The following is a 15212-nucleotide window of genomic DNA, read 5'->3' on the forward strand; positions in this document are numbered from 1 at the left end:
CCTTCCGGGCATTCTCTCGGCAAAAGACTTGGGGAACAAAAATGATATCTGATCTTGTCACCTGGCAGATTACCCTGCCTCTGGCGCTTGCCGCCGTCGTTGTCGGCTACGTGCTCGGCTCGATCCCATTCGGTCTCATCCTCACGCGCGCCGCCGGTCTCGGCGACGTGCGCAGCATCGGCTCCGGCAATATCGGCGCGACCAACGTTCTGCGTACCGGTAACAAGAAGCTTGCCGCCGCAACACTGCTGCTCGATGCGCTGAAAGCTGCCGCGGCCGCCTGGATCATGGCTTATTTCGCGGGCGAGGAAGCAGGCATTATTGCCGGTTTCTTCGCCTTCATCGGCCACCTCTTCCCGGTTTGGATCGGTTTCAAGGGCGGCAAGGGTGTTGCCACCTATATCGGCACGCTGCTCGGCGTCGCGCCGCTCATGGTGCTGCTCTTTGCGGTCGTCTGGCTGGGGACGGCCTTTATCAGCCGCTACTCCTCACTTTCTGCTCTGATTGCGATGCTTGTCATTCCGGTTGCATTGTGGATATTGGGCGACGAAAAGGTTGCGGCGACCATGGCGATCATGACCGTCATCTCGTACTGGAAGCACAAGGCCAATATCACTCGCCTGATAAGCGGGACGGAAAGCAAGATCGGGGCTAAGGGGTGATGGACGCGCTCAGCGCAAGGCCAAAAGGAACTGCGCTGACGGAGAGGCAGAGGATCGCCTGGCTGAGGCTGATCCGCTCCGACAATGTCGGCCCCGCGACCTTCCGCGATCTCATCAACCATTTCGGCTCGGCGGAGGCAGCACTCTCCATGCTGCCGGAATTATCGGCACGCGGCGGCGCCACCCGTTCGATCCGCATCGCCACCGAAGCCGAAGCGTACCGCGAACTCGAGGCGGCGCAGCGCTTCGGCGCCCGCTTCGTCGGCATCGGCGAGCCTGATTATCCGCAGGCGCTCCGCCAGATCGACGGCGCGCCGCCGTTGCTCGCGGTCAAAGGCGATCTTTCCGTGCTAAACAAGCCAGCGGTCGGCATCGTAGGCTCGCGCAATGCATCTGTCAGCGGCGCGAAATTCGCGGCGATGATTGCCCGAGACTGCGGCCGGGTCGGCTATGCCATCGTCTCCGGCCTTGCCCGTGGTATCGACACGGCCGCCCATCGAGCGAGCCTCGATACCGGCACGATTGCCGCAATGGCCGGAGGGCTGAACCAGCCCTACCCGCCTGAAAATGTCGGGCTGTTAGAGGAGATATGGAATGGCAATGGGCTCGCCGTCAGCGAGATGCCTTTCGGCTGGGAGCCGCGTGCACGTGATTTTCCCCGTCGCAACCGGTTGATTGCGGGCATCTCGCTCGGCGTCGCGGTCGTGGAGGCAGCAGTTCGTTCCGGTTCGCTTATCACGGCTCGGATGGCTGGCGAATTCGGTCGGCTTGTTTTTGCCGTGCCAGGTTCGCCGCTCGATCCGCGCTGCCACGGCACGAACGGCCTTCTGAAGGACGGGGCGATGATCGTCACTTCGCCTGAGGATGTCGTGGAAGCGCTGGCGCCGCTCTCCCGACCGGATCTCTTCTCGCTGCCATCAGTCGAGGAACCGAAACGCGAAGGCGGCAGGCTGACGCCTCCGCCCGACGAAACGGACCGCACGCTCGTCATCCACGCACTCGGTCCGACGCCGGTGGAGATCGACGACATCATCCGTCATACCGGGCTCTCAGCGTCTGCCGTCTATCTCGTTCTTCTGGAGCTGGATATGGCCGGGCGGCTTCATCGCCATGCCGGCGGGCTGGTTTCAATTTCCATGACCGACTGAGCCGCCGTCGATGCGTGACTGCAGGTCTCCGGCTTCGACATAGGCCATTTCGATGAGATAACAGAGCATCTCCGCATTTTCGCGCTCGGCCACCTTCTGCAACTCTTGGAGCATCTGGCGAATGAAGGTAATGTTTTCAAGCGATGCGGAACGAGCAGTGTCTTTTCCTGCAACCTTAGGCGCCATAATCGTCTCTCTGAGAACGGAGAGGGCTGCCTTGCTAAGAGCCCGAACCACACTTCAAAAACGATAGCTCAATCATCCTGAATTGCAATATTATATAAATCTCGCAATGGTTGCAGCTCCCGACAAAGCGGTAAAAATGAAGCAAACCTCTTGACCGGAGCGAATTCCCTGTCCATGTCGGAGGGCCGGTATTCATGTTGCATTGCGTGTTACGCCTGCTTCTTCGCCGGGATCGGCATCTTTTTTAGAGAATCATCATGAATGTTGTAGTGGTGGAATCGCCTGCCAAGGCCAAGACGATCAATAAGTATCTGGGTCCGGGATACAAAGTGCTCGCCTCCTTCGGCCATGTGCGCGATCTGCCTGCCAAGGATGGCTCCGTTCTTCCGGATCAGGATTTCGAAATGCTGTGGGAGGTGGATGGCGCCTCTTCCAAGCGAATGAAGGATATTGCCGACGCGGTGAAATCCTCCGATGCCCTGTTTCTTGCGACCGACCCTGATCGCGAAGGTGAAGCGATCTCCTGGCATGTGCTCGATCTTCTTAACAAGAAGCGGGTCATCAACGGCAAGCCGGTCAAGCGCGTCGTCTTCAACGCCATTACCAAGAAGGCCGTGCTCGACGCGATGGCCGATCCGCGCGATATCGATGTCCCGTTGGTTGACGCCTATCTGGCACGCCGCGCCCTCGACTATCTCGTCGGTTTCAATCTGTCGCCAGTTCTCTGGCGCAAGCTGCCCGGCGCGCGTTCGGCCGGCCGCGTGCAATCAGTTGCGCTGCGCCTCGTCTGCGACCGTGAATCCGAGATCGAACGTTTCATCTCCGAGGAATACTGGAATCTTTCGGCGCTCTTGAAGACACCGCGCGGAGACGAGTTCGAAGCAAGGCTTGTTGCCGCCAATGGCAAGCGGCTGCAGCCGCGATCGATCGGCAACGCCGAGGAAGCCGTGAGGCTGAAGGCGCTGCTGGAAGGAGCAAGCTATGTCGTCGAAAGCGTCGAGGCAAAGCCCGTCAAGCGCAATCCGGCCCCGCCGTTTACGACTTCAACTTTGCAGCAGGCGGCCTCCTCCAAGCTTGGCTTCTCGGCATCACGCACCATGCAGATTGCACAGAAGCTTTACGAGGGTGTGGATATCGGCGGCGAGACCGTCGGTCTGATCACCTATATGCGTACGGACGGCGTCCAGATGGCGCCTGAAGCGATCGATGCGGCACGACGCGCCATCGGCGAGCAATTCGGTGACCGCTACCTGCCGGAAAAGGCGCGCTTCTACTCCACCAAGGCGAAAAACGCTCAGGAGGCACACGAAGCAATCCGCCCGACCGACTTCAACCGTTCGCCGGACCGCGTCCGCAAGTTTCTCGATGCCGACCAGATCCGCCTCTATGACCTGATCTGGAAGCGCGGCATTGCCAGCCAGATGGCGTCGGCTGAAATCGAACGCACCACGGCGGAAATCATCGCTGACAACAACGGCCAGAAGGCCGGCCTGCGTGCCGTCGGGTCCGTTATCCGCTTTGACGGCTTCATCGCCGCCTATACCGACCAGAAGGAAGATGGCGAGCAGAGCGACGACGCTGACGACGAGGATGGCCGCCTGCCGGAGATCAATGCGCGCGAGAATCTTGCCAAGCAGAAAATCAATTCCACGCAGCACTTTACCGAACCGCCGCCGCGTTACTCAGAAGCCTCGCTCATCAAGAAGATGGAAGAGCTTGGCATTGGCCGTCCGTCCACTTATGCCGCGACGCTGGCGACGCTGCGCGACCGCGACTATGTGACGATCGACAAGCGCAAGCTCATTCCGCAGGCGAAGGGGCGTCTCGTTACCGCCTTCCTCGAAAGCTTCTTCACCAAGTATGTCGAATATGATTTTACGGCCGATCTCGAAGAGAAGCTCGACCGGATTTCGGCCGGCGAACTGAACTGGAAGCAGGTACTTCGCGATTTCTGGAAGGATTTCTTCTCGCAGATCGAGGACACCAAGGAACTGCGCGTCACCAACGTTCTGGATTCGCTCAACGAGGCGCTGGCTCCGCTCGTCTTCCCCAAACGCGAAGACGGCAGTGATCCGCGCATCTGCCAGGTCTGCGGCACCGGCAACCTATCGCTGAAGCTCGGCAAATACGGCGCCTTCGTTGGCTGCTCGAATTATCCGGAATGCAACTATACCCGCCAGCTTTCCTCCGAAAACGGCGGCGAGGCCGAAGGTGCTGCGCTGAACGAGCCGAAGAGCCTCGGCACCGACCCGACCACCGGCGAGGAACTGACGCTTCGTTCGGGCCGTTTCGGGCCTTATATCCAGCGTGGCGATGGCAAGGATGCAAAGCGCTCCTCGCTGCCGAAGGGCTGGAAGCCCGAGGATATCGACTACGAGAAGGCGATGGCGCTGATCTCGCTGCCGCGCGATATCGGCAAACATCCGGAATCCGGCAAGATGATCTCTTCCGGGCTCGGTCGCTACGGACCGTTCCTGCTGCATGACGGTACCTACGCCAATCTGGAAAGCATCGAGGACGTCTTCTCGGTCGGCCTCAACCGCGCCGTGACGCTGATAGCTGAAAAGCAGGCCAAGGCGCCGGGCGCAGGTCGCGGCACGCCGGCAGCCCTGAAGGAACTGGGCGATCATCCTGATGGCGGTCCGATCACCGTCCGCGACGGACGCTACGGCCCCTATGTCAACTGGGGCAAGGTCAATGCGACGCTGCCGAAGGGCAAGGATCCGCAGGCCATCACCGTCGAAGAGGCGCTGGCGCTGATTGCGGAAAAGGCCGGCAAGGCTCCGGCCGGCAAGACCAAGGCCAAGACAGCTGCGAAGGCTAAGCCAGCCGCGAAGCCGAAGGCCGCGGCGGCCGAAGCAAAGACGACGAAGACCGCTGCAAAGCCCAAGGCAACCAAGGCAAAAGCGCCGGCGAAAACGAAAAAGAGCTGAGAGTGGCTAGAGAACCGCGCGAAACTACGAGAGCCATGGGCAAGCGCCCGGGAAAATTCGGACGCGCGAGCAGGGAGCCTGCGCCTGAGCCACTGAACATCGTGCACGGCATTCTGCCGCCGCGAGACGTCATCCTGCGCTTCATCGCCGAACATCCGCAGAAAGCCTCCAAGCGCGAGCTCGCCAAGGCCTTCGGGCTGAAGGGCGAAAGCCGCGTCGAGCTCAAGCACCTGCTGCAAGAGCTGGAGCAGGAAGGCATGCTGCAGAAGACCCGCAAGTCGTTGATCCGGCCCGGTGCGCTGCCGCCCGTCACCGTGCTCGACATCACTACGCGCGATAAGGATGGCGAGTTGATCGGCCGCCCGGCCGAATGGCCGGAGGATCAGGGCGTGGCCCCTGCCGTTTCCATTCGCCAGCAATCGCCGGCGGGCCGTCAGGGCAAGGGCAAGTCGCCGGTTGCGGGCATGGGTGACCGTATCCTTGCCAAGATATTCCCGGCAGCCGACCGCGGCGGGCCGGCCTATACCGCCCGCATCATCAAGGTGATCGACAAGCGTCGGGGTGCCACCATGGGTGTCTTCAAGGACGCGCCGGGTGGTGCCGGACGCCTGCTACCGATCGACCGGCGCGGCGAGGAAATGCTGATCGACCCCGATTATAAGGGCGATGCCAAGGACGGCGATCTCGTCGAAGTGGAAATTGCGCGTCTTGGCCGTTTCGGCCTAGCTCGTGCCAAAGTGCTTTCGGTCATCGGCTCCGTCGGTTCGGAAAAGGCGATCTCGATGATTGCCATTCATGCGCATGGCATTCCGCATGTCTTCCCGCCGGCGGCCGTCGCAGAGGCGGATGACGCCAAGCCTGCCACCATGTCCTATCGAGAAGACTGGCGTGACCTGCCGCTGATCACCATCGACCCGGCCGATGCCAAGGACCATGACGACGCCGTCTATGCCGAGGATGATCCGTCTGAGGACAATGCGGGCGGCGTCATCGTCACCGTCGCAATTGCCGACGTCTCCTGGTATGTGCGACCGAACTCGCCGCTCGACAGGGAAGCGTTGAAGCGGGGCAACTCCGTCTATTTTCCGGATCGCGTCGTACCGATGCTGCCGGAACGCATCTCCAACGATCTCTGTTCGCTGAAGGAAGGCGTGGACCGCCCTGCCCTTGCCGTGCGCATGGTCTTCTCGAAGGACGGCCGCAAGATTGGCCACACCTTCCACCGCATCATGATGAAGAGCACTGCCAAGCTGTCCTACCAGCAGGCGCAGGCGGCGATCGACGGCAAACCCGACGACAAGACCGGGCCGATGCTGGAGCCGATCCTCAAGCCACTCTGGCACGCCTACGAGACGATGAAGCGCGGCCGCGACCGGCGCCAGCCGCTCGAGCTCGACATGCCCGAGCGCAAGATCCTGCTGAAGCCCGACGGCACCGTCGACCGGGTCTTCGTGCCGCCGCGGCTCGATGCGCATAAACTGATCGAAGAAATGATGATCCAGGCGAACGTCTGCGCTGCCGAGACATTGGAAAAAAAGCGCCAGCCGCTGATCTACCGTATCCACGATACGCCGACGCTTGCCAAGCAGGAGGTGCTGCGCGAGTTCCTCGCTACACTCGGCATCTCGCTTGCCAAGGGCGGCAACATGCGAGCCAACAGCTTCAACGGCATCCTCGCCAAGGCGGACAACACGCCGCACCAGACGATGGTCAACGAGATGGTACTGCGCTCGCAGAGCCAAGCGATCTACAGTCCTGAAAATATCGGCCATTTCGGACTGAACCTGATGAAGTATGCGCATTTTACCTCGCCGATCCGGCGTTATGCCGACCTTATCGTGCATCGTGCGCTGGTCGGTTCACTCGGCTTCGGCGAAGGCGGCATCACGCCGGACGAAGAAGCGACGCTTGACGACATCGCCGCCGAAATCTCTACTTTCGAGCGCCGAGCGATGGCTGCAGAACGCGAGACGGTCGATCGCCTCATCGCTCATCACCTTGCCGGGCGTGTCGGCCAGGAATTTGAGGGGCGCGTTTCAGGCGTTACCAAGTCCGGCCTGTTTATCCTGCTGCCGGACTATGGTGCAGACGGCTTCATCCCCATATCTACGCTCGGCACCGACTATTTCATCTATGACGAGGCGCATCAGGCACTGACTCGCGAAAAGACCGGTCTCGGTTATCGTCTCGGCGATGATGTAACGGTGCGGCTGGCCGAGGCGATCCCGCTTGCGGGCGCCTTGCGCTTCGAGATGCTGAGCGAGGGACGCAAGATGCCGACGGCAGTGCGTTCCTTCCACAAGGCGGGACGGCGTGACGCAAGCCGCGCTCGCAAGAAGGTAGGAACAAGGCCGCCGCGCGGGCGACGCTAGTTCCGAGAAGGGAAAGACTGATGAGCACATCGACAAGCGAGGTCGTCCGCTACGGGGATACGTCCGACGTCGAGCGCCCGCTCGGACGCTCCATCATGCGCGGCATGTTGAACCGCTGTCCGGCCTGCGGAAGCGGCAAGCTGTTTCGCGCATTCCTCAAGCCGGTCGACCATTGCGCCGCTTGCGGCGAGGCAATGTATCACCAGCGTGCCGACGATCTGCCGCCCTATCTCGTCATCCTCGTACTCGGCCACGTTGTGATCGGCGGCTTCATGCTGACTGATATGGTCTTCGTGTTGCCGGTCTGGGTGCATCTTGCCATCTGGGCACCGATCACCGTCATCACGGCGCTCGTCTCGATCCAGCCTATCAAAGGCGGCGTCATAGGCTTGCAGTGGGCGTTGAAGATGCATGGTTTCGGCGGCCATGATGATGAGCCCGACGACTACGACACACCCGGCCGCCAAGCTTGAACACCTTCACCTTCCAGACATATTTCGCGTGTAGTGGCAGCGGCCAAAGCGTCAGGGCTTGTAGCCGACTGTCGCAGAGGAAAGATACGCTCATCATTTCTTGTATGGGGAAAGCTTAGACTCAAGAAATCGCCGGCGGATGCCAGAACTATTGTGAAACCCTGCCCGTCACTTGGATTTGGCATGCCTATGTCTTTCTATGTGGCATCAGACGGACGATTCGTCCGCATACTTCTCTAAGGATGGATAAATGTCTCAGCCGAGGAACGGCACACCGGGCGATGTCGAGGAAATCCATTGGCCTTCTCTGGTGGCAGCCGTCTCGTCCATCTCCGCCGTTGGCATTGCGATCGGCCTGGGACTTCCTCTGCTCAGCATTATTCTCGAAAAGCGCGGCATTTCCTCCACCCTTATCGGCCTCAACACCGCGATGGCCGGTATCGCTGCGATGGTAGCGGCGCCGATCACCACCAAGCTTGCCCACAAATACGGTGTAGCGCCGACAATGATGTGGGCGGTGCTGATCTCGGCCCTCAGCGCACTCGGATTTTACTATGCGCAGGACTTCTGGATGTGGTTCCCGCTGCGCTTCGCCTTCCACGGCGCGACGACCACGCTCTTCATCCTCTCCGAATTCTGGATCAACGCCGCTTCACCGCCATCAAAGCGCGGATTCGTGCTCGGCATCTATGCCACGGTCTTGTCCATCGGTTTTGCGGCAGGACCGCTGATCTTCTCATTGCTCGGCAGTGACGGCGTCCTTCCCTTTCTGGTCGGTGCCGGCGCGATCCTGCTTGCCGCAATCCCGATCTTCATCGCCCGCTATGAGAGCCCCGTTCTGGACGAGAAGCCGGAACTGCACTTCATGCGCTACGTCTTCCTGGTGCCAACCGCAACGGCAGCCGTCTTCATCTTCGGCGCGGTCGAGGCCGGCGGCCTCTCGCTCTTTCCGATCTTTGCGGTGCGCGCGCATTTCACCGAATCGCAAGCCGCTCTGCTCCTCACCATGATGGGTGTCGGCAATGTCATCTTCCAGATCCCGCTTGGTCTGCTTTCTGACCGCATCAAGGACAAGCGTCCCCTGCTGGCGCTGATGGCCCTGACCGGTTTCGTCGGCACGATGATGCTGCCGATCCTCGTCAACAACTGGCTTCTCATGGCCGGCATCCTGCTTTTCTGGGGCGGCTGCGTCTCGGGCCTCTACACTGTTGGACTCAGCCATCTCGGCTCGCGGCTGACCGGTTCGGACCTTGCGGCCGCCAATGCGGCCTTCGTTTTCTGTTATGCCGTCGGCACGGTTGCAGGTCCCCAGGTGATCGGTGCGGCCATAGACCTTGCCGGAAACAACGGTTTTGCCTATGCAATTGCCGGTTTCTTCGGGCTTTATGCCTTGCTCGCCGGCATAAGACTGCTTTTCCTGGGAAAGCGGGCTTGACTTTTCGGGCGAGATTCGTAGTTTCGCGCCAGAATTTGCCGTGGAGCCTATCCGGCTTTCCACGGCTTTCATTTTCTTAAAGGCAGGACGACCATGGCCAAGGCTACCACCATCAAGATCAAGCTTCTGTCGACGGCCGACACCGGTTTCTTCTACGTCACGACGAAGAACAGCCGTACGATGACGGACAAGATGACGAAGACCAAGTACGACCCGATTGCCAAGAAGCATGTCGAGTTCAAGGAAACCAAGATCAAGTAATTACTTGATCTCACGGCTCTTTCAAAAAGCGCGCGCCTCCGGTAGCGCGCTTTTTGTTTGCACTGGACCTGCTGATGACAATGTTGGCGCAAACAAAGAAAAACGCCGCCCTTCCATCTTCGGGAAGCGACGGCGTTTTTACGAAAAGGGGGTCGGCCAGCATGCAAAACGGCACGAGGAACCGTTTAAGATTGCGTACCAGCCGACCGACCCCACGACCCAGGAGATGCGGCGGACCTGAGCATCATGGGGTATCGACAGCCCCTCCACGGGAGCGTTTTCTGTTCTAAGCCGATAATTTGCGCAAAAATGAAAGAAAATCAACAAATTCTTAATGGTAAAATTTCCGAGCATGATTCTATGGTTAAAAGTCCAGTTTTGGCACGTGTAAAGACGCAGCCAAACTTCTTTTACCAAAAGGACAATATTTGATATCAGCAAGAATTTCAGAAATATATTACAATAATACCTCAAATCCTCCCCTTACGTAATGCCTCGGCGTTACGTTTTGCGAAATACGATTTACACGGACCCAACAATCAGGATACGACTATAGTCCGCTCTTCTTTTCGCGTTCGCCACCTCTAGCTTACGGGAACAGGCGATACGTGTTATCCAAAGAAACACGCTTTAAAGTCCATTTTTCGGCTATCGGGTTGAAAAACCGGCGCCTTCGTTGCAGCCAACAAAATTAAATATTCGTAAGGTTCACCTATCCAGTGGATAACTGACAGCGCATTATGGAACGCTGTATCGTCAGGCAGCCGAGGCCACGACGCGGTTACGGCCGGTGTTCTTCGCCTCATAAAGCGCAAGGTCTGCCTGCTTCATGAGCTGGTCGGGCGTTATGACTGAAGCGATGCGCGAGGATATGCCGAAAGAGGCGGTAATATTCAGCGTTTCGCCCGATGACTTCAGCAAGAACGGCGTGCTTTCAATGGCCGCGCGCAGGCGCTCGGCAACGGCCGCGGCGATTTCCGGCGAGGTGTCCGGCATGACGACCACGAACTCCTCCCCACCGTAGCGGCAAGCAAGATCAGCGCCACGGACGGTTGAGCGCACGCGGTTTGCGAATTCCTTCAGCACCTGATCGCCGCCGTCATGGCCGTAGGTGTCGTTGACCTGCTTGAAGCGGTCGATATCGGTGATCAGCACGGAGAGCGGCCGGCCCCGCGCCATCGACCGGTTGAAGAGCACGTTGAGATGGTTGTCGAGATAACGGCGATTATTGAGACCGGTCAGCGGATCGGTGACGGCGAGTTCGATCGTCTGCTTGACGCTGGCGCGCAGGCGGTCGTTGTAGCGCTTGCGGCGGATCTGCGTCAGGCTGCGGGCGACCAGCTCGTTCGGATCGACAGGGCGCACGATATAGTCATTGACGCCTAGATCGAGCGCGCGGATGACCATCTCGTCGGCGCCCTGCTCGGTGACGATCAGGATCGGGAGGAAACGGGTCCGTTCCAGCGAGCGGAACTGCGAACAAAGTCTGAGCGGATCGTATTCATCAAAATTGGCGTTGACGATGACGAGTTCGAAGGCGTTCTCCGCGGCTTCGAAAAGAGCTGCCTGCGGATCGGAGATGGCGACCACGTCTGCCACGGGCTTCAGCGTCTTGATGATGCGTTCCTGCGAGTTGGCGCGGCTGTCGACCAGCAGCACCTGTCCCGCCTCGTCGACGCGTCCATCGCCGGTGCGCATCAACTCGTCCAAGCCCATCGTATGGGCGCTCTCGGCGCGCACGCGCAGTTCGTCACTCAGCGTCTTGAGGCGCAGCAGGCTTTTTACGCGGGAGATGAGCTGCAGGTCGTTGACGGGCTTCGTTAGAAAGTCATCGGCGCCGGCCTTCAGGCCTCGCACGCGGTCAGCCGACTGATCGAGCGCCGTGACCATGATGACAGGAATATGGGCGGTCTTCGGATTGGCCTTCAGCCGCTCGCAGACTTCGAAACCGTCAATGCCGGGCATCATGATGTCGAGCAGGATGAGATCGACCTGGTTCCGGTCGCAGATCGCCAGCGCCTCGTAGCCGTCGGCCGCGGTCAGCACGTCGAAATATTCGGCCAGCAGCCGCGCTTCGAGCAGCTTCACATTTGCCGGAATATCATCAACAACCAGTATTCGCGCAGTCATGAATCTTTTCCGATTCCTCAGGCGTCGCCCAAATAAGTCTTTATCGTCTCAATGAATTTCGGAACGGAGATCGGCTTCGAGACATAGGCCTCGCAACCGCCCTGTCTGATCCGCTCCTCGTCGCCCTTCATGGCAAAGGCCGTGACGGCGATGACCGGGATCACATGCAGTTCATCATCTTCCTTCAGCCATTTGGTGACTTCGAGGCCGGAAACTTCCGGAAGCTGAATATCCATAAGAATAAGATCAGGACGATGTTTGCGCGCAAGATCAAGCGCTTCCATGCCGTTGCGGGTCTGGATCGTGGTATAGCCTGAGGCCTCGATGAGGTCGCGAAAGAGCTTCATGTTGAGCTCGTTATCTTCTACAATCATCACCTGTTTGGGCATGATCAGCTGTCCCTACGTCCGCTCTTGAAGCCAAATGTCCATGATAAAGACATTAGCTGACAAATGGCTCCATGAAACCGATAGTGCAAGCTACCGGTATTTGGTTGAAGAAAAGGTAACTCGACCACCGCAATGCAAAGCAATTTCAAGACTTCGAAACAACTTGCGGCGACAGCAGATCCGCAAGAAACGGCCATCGCCGTCCTCGGCTGGCTTGCGAACGACCCGGATCTCTTCGGTCGCTTCCTGGCATTGACCGGGGTGGAACCGCAGCAAGTGCGCAATGCCATCAATGACCCCGGCTTTCTCGCCGGTATGCTGGATTTCCTGATGAACCATGAGCCGACGGCGATCGCTTTCTGTGAAGCGACGAACACGACGCCGGAAGCGCTGACCGCGGCATGGCGCCACTTCTCGCCGCCAGGCCTCGACTCCGGAGAATACTGATCGCGAGCGCCGAATTCGACATTTCGCATATCCGCCTTGGCGACAGGCCGCTCATCGTCTGCGATGTCGATGATGTGGTGCTGCAATTCATCGATCCTTTTCAGTTGTATCTCAAAGGTCTCGGTCACGAATTTCTGCCGCGCTCCTTCCGCCTTCATGGCAACATCGTCTCGCTGGCAGACGGGCTTGCGCTTGAGGATCAGCATGTCAGCCGGCTGATCCTAGAATTCTTCGAGGCCCAGGAGAGCTGGCAAAGGCCTATCGATCCCGTCGTTTCGACGCTCGAACGCTTGTCTGATGATGCCGACGTCCTGTTCCTCACCGCGATGCCGCCGCGTTTTTCCGCCCATCGTCGCCGCCTTCTCGACAGCGCCGGCCTCACCTTTCCGTTGCTCGCCAGCGAACAGCCGAAGGGACCGATCGTGCAGGCGCTGCATGGCAGTCGCGATCTTCCGGTCATCTTTATCGATGATATGGCGCGCAACCTGCATTCCGTAAGAGAACATGTGGCAGATTGCCTGCTCATCCATCTCATGCCTGACACACCCGTTCACCGCTTCGCGCCAGCCGCCGCCGAGGATATCGCGCGGGCAAGAGACTGGTCTCATGCCGCCGAACTCATCGACCAACATCTTGCGGCACACGCGATCAGGCGTGCAAATCCAGCCGCATGAGCGGCCGGCCATCCTTACGCCGCGCGATCGTCTCGAAACCGGCCTTATCGAAAATCGCCGTCGAGCCGATGCAAAGCGTGACGGATTTCGACTGCTTCACATGGTCGATAGGACAGGCTTCCAGCAGCCGCGCGCCCTGGCCGCGGGCATAGTCGATGGCGCCAGCAAGCAATCTGTGGCTCAAGCCTTTTCCGCGCAGCTTCGGCAACAGGAAGAAGCAACTGACTGCCCAGATCGCGGGATCATGAGCGTCACCCTCCTCGAGTGGCCGCGAGACCGTTCGCGGCGAATTTAACTGCGGCACGTCGTGGCGCGGCCCCACTTGAACCCAGGCCACAGGCTCACCCTCGGTATAACAGAGAATGCCCGGCGGCGGTCCCGCCGTAATGCGGTCCTGCATATGGGCCTTACGCTGAGAAGGCTCCATCTTTGTGCGGACGGCATGGGGAAGACGCAGCGCCACGCACCAGCAATGATAGAAGGCGCCCTGCGGGCCGAACAGCTTTTCAAAATCGCCCCAGCGCTCGGACGTGACAGGTTCGAAAAGAAGATCGATATCCACGGCCAAGCTCTCCTCCCTCTCTTGAGACTCGAAAGCTTAGGGCGTAATGTCGCAGTGTTCAACCTTTGTTCTCACCATGACGCCCGCATCTGACAAGACACCCGGCTTCTGTCGCGACTGCCTTGCCGAGCAGAGAGGAGACGCGCGCCGCTGCCATGCCTGCGGCAGCCCGCGTCTGGTGCGCCACAAAGAACTCTATGATCTGACACTCGCGCATATCGATTGTGACGCTTTTTATGCCGCCGTGGAGAAACGCGACAATCCGGAGCTTGCCGACAAGCCTGTGATCATCGGCGGCGGCAAGCGTGGCGTCGTCTCAACTGCCTGTTATATCGCCCGCATCCACGGCGTCCGCTCGGCCATGCCGATGTTCAAGGCGCTGGAAGCTTGCCCGCAGGCGGTCGTTATCCGCCCGGACATGGAGAAATATGTCAAGGTCGGGCGGCAGGTCCGCGCGCTGATGCAGGAGCTGACGCCGCTTGTGCAGCCGCTCTCCATCGACGAGGCCTTCCTGGAACTCGGCGGCACTGAACGGCTGCATCACGATCCGCCGTCCCGCACACTGGCGAAGTTCGCCCGCCGCGTCGAGAAGGAAATCGGCATTACCGTCTCGGTCGGTCTTTCCTATTGCAAATTCCTGGCGAAGGTCGCCTCCGATCTGCAAAAGCCGCGTGGTTTTTCCGTCATTGGGCAAGAAGAAGCAGTCGGGTTTCTGGCCCCTCGCGCGGTGACGACCATCTGGGGCGTCGGCAAGGCCCTTGCCGCAACGCTTGAGGCAGACGGCATCCACACGATCGGCCAGCTGCAGCAAATGGAGGAGAACGACCTGATGCGCCGTTACGGCAGCATCGGCCAGCGGCTTTCCCGCCTGTCACGCGGCATCGACGACCGGGAGGTGCATATCAACGATGCCGCCAAGAGCGTTTCGGCCGAAACTACCTTTTTCGATGATATTTCGCGTCACGACGATCTGGTGCCGATCCTGCGCAATCTCTCGGAAAAGGTCGCCTGGCGGCTGAAGAAGAGCGGCATTGCCGGCCAGACGGTCGTGCTGAAGATGAAGACGGCCGATTTCAAATCGCGCACCCGCAACCGGCGCCTTGAAGATCCGACACAACTGGCCGACAAGATCTTCCGCACTGGGCTCGATCTTCTGGGGAAGGAAACGGACGGCACGAAATTCCGGCTGATCGGCATCGGTGTCACCGATCTCGGAGACGCCCGCCGCGCCGACCCGCCCGATCTCATCGACCAGCAATCCGGCCGGCGCGCGGCGGCAGAAGCCGCCATGGACAAGTTGCGCGACAAGTTCGGCAAAGGCACGGTCGAAACCGGCTATACTTTTGGCGGCAAAGGGAACCGCTAACGCATGTCGCGCAAAAGTGTGCAGCGGTTTTGCGATAAAGACATGCGAAAAATAAAGACCTAAAGCGTGGCAAGCGAATCTGAAAGATCGCGACACGCTTTAGCGCATGGCATCGGCCCGAAAATCAGAATCGATTTTCGGAAAGGCTGATGTGTAGATTCAAAGAGTTAGAGC

The 15212-nt window shown here is 59.5% G+C and carries 14 protein-coding genes; 10 read left to right on the forward strand and 4 right to left on the reverse strand.

Annotated features, from left to right (window positions below):
• Positions 1-41 precede the first annotated feature (41 nt).
• Both plsY and dprA read left to right on the forward strand, forming a co-directional pair.
• A complete protein-coding gene (gene plsY, locus FHT92_RS01745) occupies positions 42-662 on the forward strand; it encodes a glycerol-3-phosphate 1-O-acyltransferase PlsY (protein ID WP_183822129.1) in 621 nt (206 codons plus the stop codon).
• Positions 662-1810, forward strand: coding sequence for a DNA-processing protein DprA (gene dprA, locus FHT92_RS01750; protein ID WP_183822131.1), 1149 nt, complete (start codon positions 662-664; stop codon positions 1808-1810). Before plsY ends, dprA begins: the two co-directional genes overlap by 1 nt.
• Here the strand turns inward: dprA and FHT92_RS01755 are convergent.
• Positions 1790-1996 (reverse strand): hypothetical protein, encoded by a 207-nt coding sequence (locus tag FHT92_RS01755; RefSeq protein ID WP_183822134.1) that lies wholly within the window; start codon positions 1994-1996, stop codon positions 1790-1792. The genes dprA and FHT92_RS01755 overlap by 21 nt on opposite strands.
• A 257-nt stretch (positions 1997-2253) precedes the next feature.
• Between FHT92_RS01755 and topA the strand changes: the two genes are divergently transcribed.
• The 5 genes from topA to rpmG all read left to right on the forward strand — a co-directional run bounded on the left by topA (position 2254) and on the right by rpmG (position 9470).
• Positions 2254-4929, forward strand: coding sequence for a type I DNA topoisomerase (gene topA, locus FHT92_RS01760; protein WP_183822136.1), 2676 nt, complete (start codon positions 2254-2256; stop codon positions 4927-4929).
• 2 nt (positions 4930-4931) lie between these two features.
• On the forward strand, positions 4932-7301 hold the full coding sequence (rnr, locus tag FHT92_RS01765) for a ribonuclease R (RefSeq protein ID WP_183822138.1): 2370 nt from the start codon (positions 4932-4934) through the stop codon (positions 7299-7301).
• Between the two features lie 20 nt (positions 7302-7321).
• Positions 7322-7774 (forward strand): DUF983 domain-containing protein, encoded by a 453-nt coding sequence (locus tag FHT92_RS01770; protein ID WP_183822140.1) that lies wholly within the window; start codon positions 7322-7324, stop codon positions 7772-7774.
• Positions 7775-8024: 250 nt separating this feature from the next.
• Complete coding sequence (locus tag FHT92_RS01775) at positions 8025-9209, forward strand: MFS transporter (protein ID WP_183743837.1); 1185 nt, start codon at positions 8025-8027, stop codon at positions 9207-9209.
• A gap of 93 nt (positions 9210-9302) precedes the next feature.
• On the forward strand, positions 9303-9470 hold the full coding sequence (gene rpmG, locus FHT92_RS01780; RefSeq protein WP_003587245.1) for a 50S ribosomal protein L33: 168 nt from the start codon (positions 9303-9305) through the stop codon (positions 9468-9470).
• Between the two features lie 756 nt (positions 9471-10226).
• Here the strand turns inward: rpmG and FHT92_RS01785 are convergent.
• Both FHT92_RS01785 and FHT92_RS01790 read right to left on the reverse strand, forming a co-directional pair.
• Complete coding sequence (locus tag FHT92_RS01785) at positions 10227-11600, reverse strand: PleD family two-component system response regulator (protein ID WP_183822141.1); 1374 nt, start codon at positions 11598-11600, stop codon at positions 10227-10229.
• 17 nt (positions 11601-11617) lie between these two features.
• Positions 11618-11989 carry a response regulator gene (locus FHT92_RS01790; protein ID WP_003547430.1) on the reverse strand — a complete coding sequence of 124 codons (372 nt, stop codon included), beginning with the start codon at positions 11987-11989 and terminating at the stop codon, positions 11618-11620.
• Between the two features lie 132 nt (positions 11990-12121).
• Between FHT92_RS01790 and FHT92_RS01795 the strand changes: the two genes are divergently transcribed.
• A complete protein-coding gene (locus tag FHT92_RS01795; protein WP_183743842.1) occupies positions 12122-12436 on the forward strand; it encodes a DUF3572 domain-containing protein in 315 nt (104 codons plus the stop codon).
• Positions 12436-13110 (forward strand): hypothetical protein, encoded by a 675-nt coding sequence (locus FHT92_RS01800; RefSeq protein ID WP_183745329.1) that lies wholly within the window; start codon positions 12436-12438, stop codon positions 13108-13110. Before FHT92_RS01795 ends, FHT92_RS01800 begins: the two co-directional genes overlap by 1 nt.
• Here FHT92_RS01800 and FHT92_RS01805 read toward each other — a convergent pair.
• Positions 13085-13672, reverse strand: a complete 588-nt coding sequence (locus tag FHT92_RS01805; protein ID WP_183822143.1) for a GNAT family N-acetyltransferase — start codon at positions 13670-13672, stop codon at positions 13085-13087. The two genes, FHT92_RS01800 and FHT92_RS01805, sit on opposite strands and share 26 nt — an antisense overlap.
• A 76-nt stretch (positions 13673-13748) precedes the next feature.
• Here FHT92_RS01805 and FHT92_RS01810 point away from each other — a divergent pair, with 76 nt between their 5' ends.
• Positions 13749-15038: a DNA polymerase IV gene (locus FHT92_RS01810; protein WP_183743846.1), complete on the forward strand. Its 1290-nt coding sequence runs from the start codon at positions 13749-13751 to the stop codon at positions 15036-15038.
• Positions 15039-15212 lie beyond the last annotated feature (174 nt).

The sequence above is a fragment of the Rhizobium sp. BK377 genome (genome assembly GCF_014193935.1).
Classification (GTDB): domain Bacteria; phylum Pseudomonadota; class Alphaproteobacteria; order Rhizobiales; family Rhizobiaceae; genus Rhizobium.

Bases quoted from the DNA above. Each gene is read 5' to 3' on its own strand.
- dprA (WP_183822131.1), top strand. From the start codon at position 662: ATGGACGCGCTCAGCGCAAGGCCAAAAGGAACTGCGCTGACGGAGAGG.
- FHT92_RS01755 (WP_183822134.1), bottom strand. From the start codon at position 1,996: ATGGCGCCTAAGGTTGCAGGAAAAGACACTGCTCGTTCCGCATCGCTT.
- FHT92_RS01810 (WP_183743846.1), top strand. From the start codon at position 13,749: ATGACGCCCGCATCTGACAAGACACCCGGCTTCTGTCGCGACTGCCTT.
- FHT92_RS01790 (WP_003547430.1), bottom strand. From the start codon at position 11,989: ATGCCCAAACAGGTGATGATTGTAGAAGATAACGAGCTCAACATGAAG.
- topA (WP_183822136.1), top strand. From the start codon at position 2,254: ATGAATGTTGTAGTGGTGGAATCGCCTGCCAAGGCCAAGACGATCAAT.
- FHT92_RS01795 (WP_183743842.1), top strand. From the start codon at position 12,122: ATGCAAAGCAATTTCAAGACTTCGAAACAACTTGCGGCGACAGCAGAT.
- FHT92_RS01770 (WP_183822140.1), top strand. From the start codon at position 7,322: ATGAGCACATCGACAAGCGAGGTCGTCCGCTACGGGGATACGTCCGAC.
- rpmG (WP_003587245.1), top strand. From the start codon at position 9,303: ATGGCCAAGGCTACCACCATCAAGATCAAGCTTCTGTCGACGGCCGAC.
- FHT92_RS01785 (WP_183822141.1), bottom strand. From the start codon at position 11,600: ATGACTGCGCGAATACTGGTTGTTGATGATATTCCGGCAAATGTGAAG.
- FHT92_RS01775 (WP_183743837.1), top strand. From the start codon at position 8,025: ATGTCTCAGCCGAGGAACGGCACACCGGGCGATGTCGAGGAAATCCAT.
- plsY (WP_183822129.1), top strand. From the start codon at position 42: ATGATATCTGATCTTGTCACCTGGCAGATTACCCTGCCTCTGGCGCTT.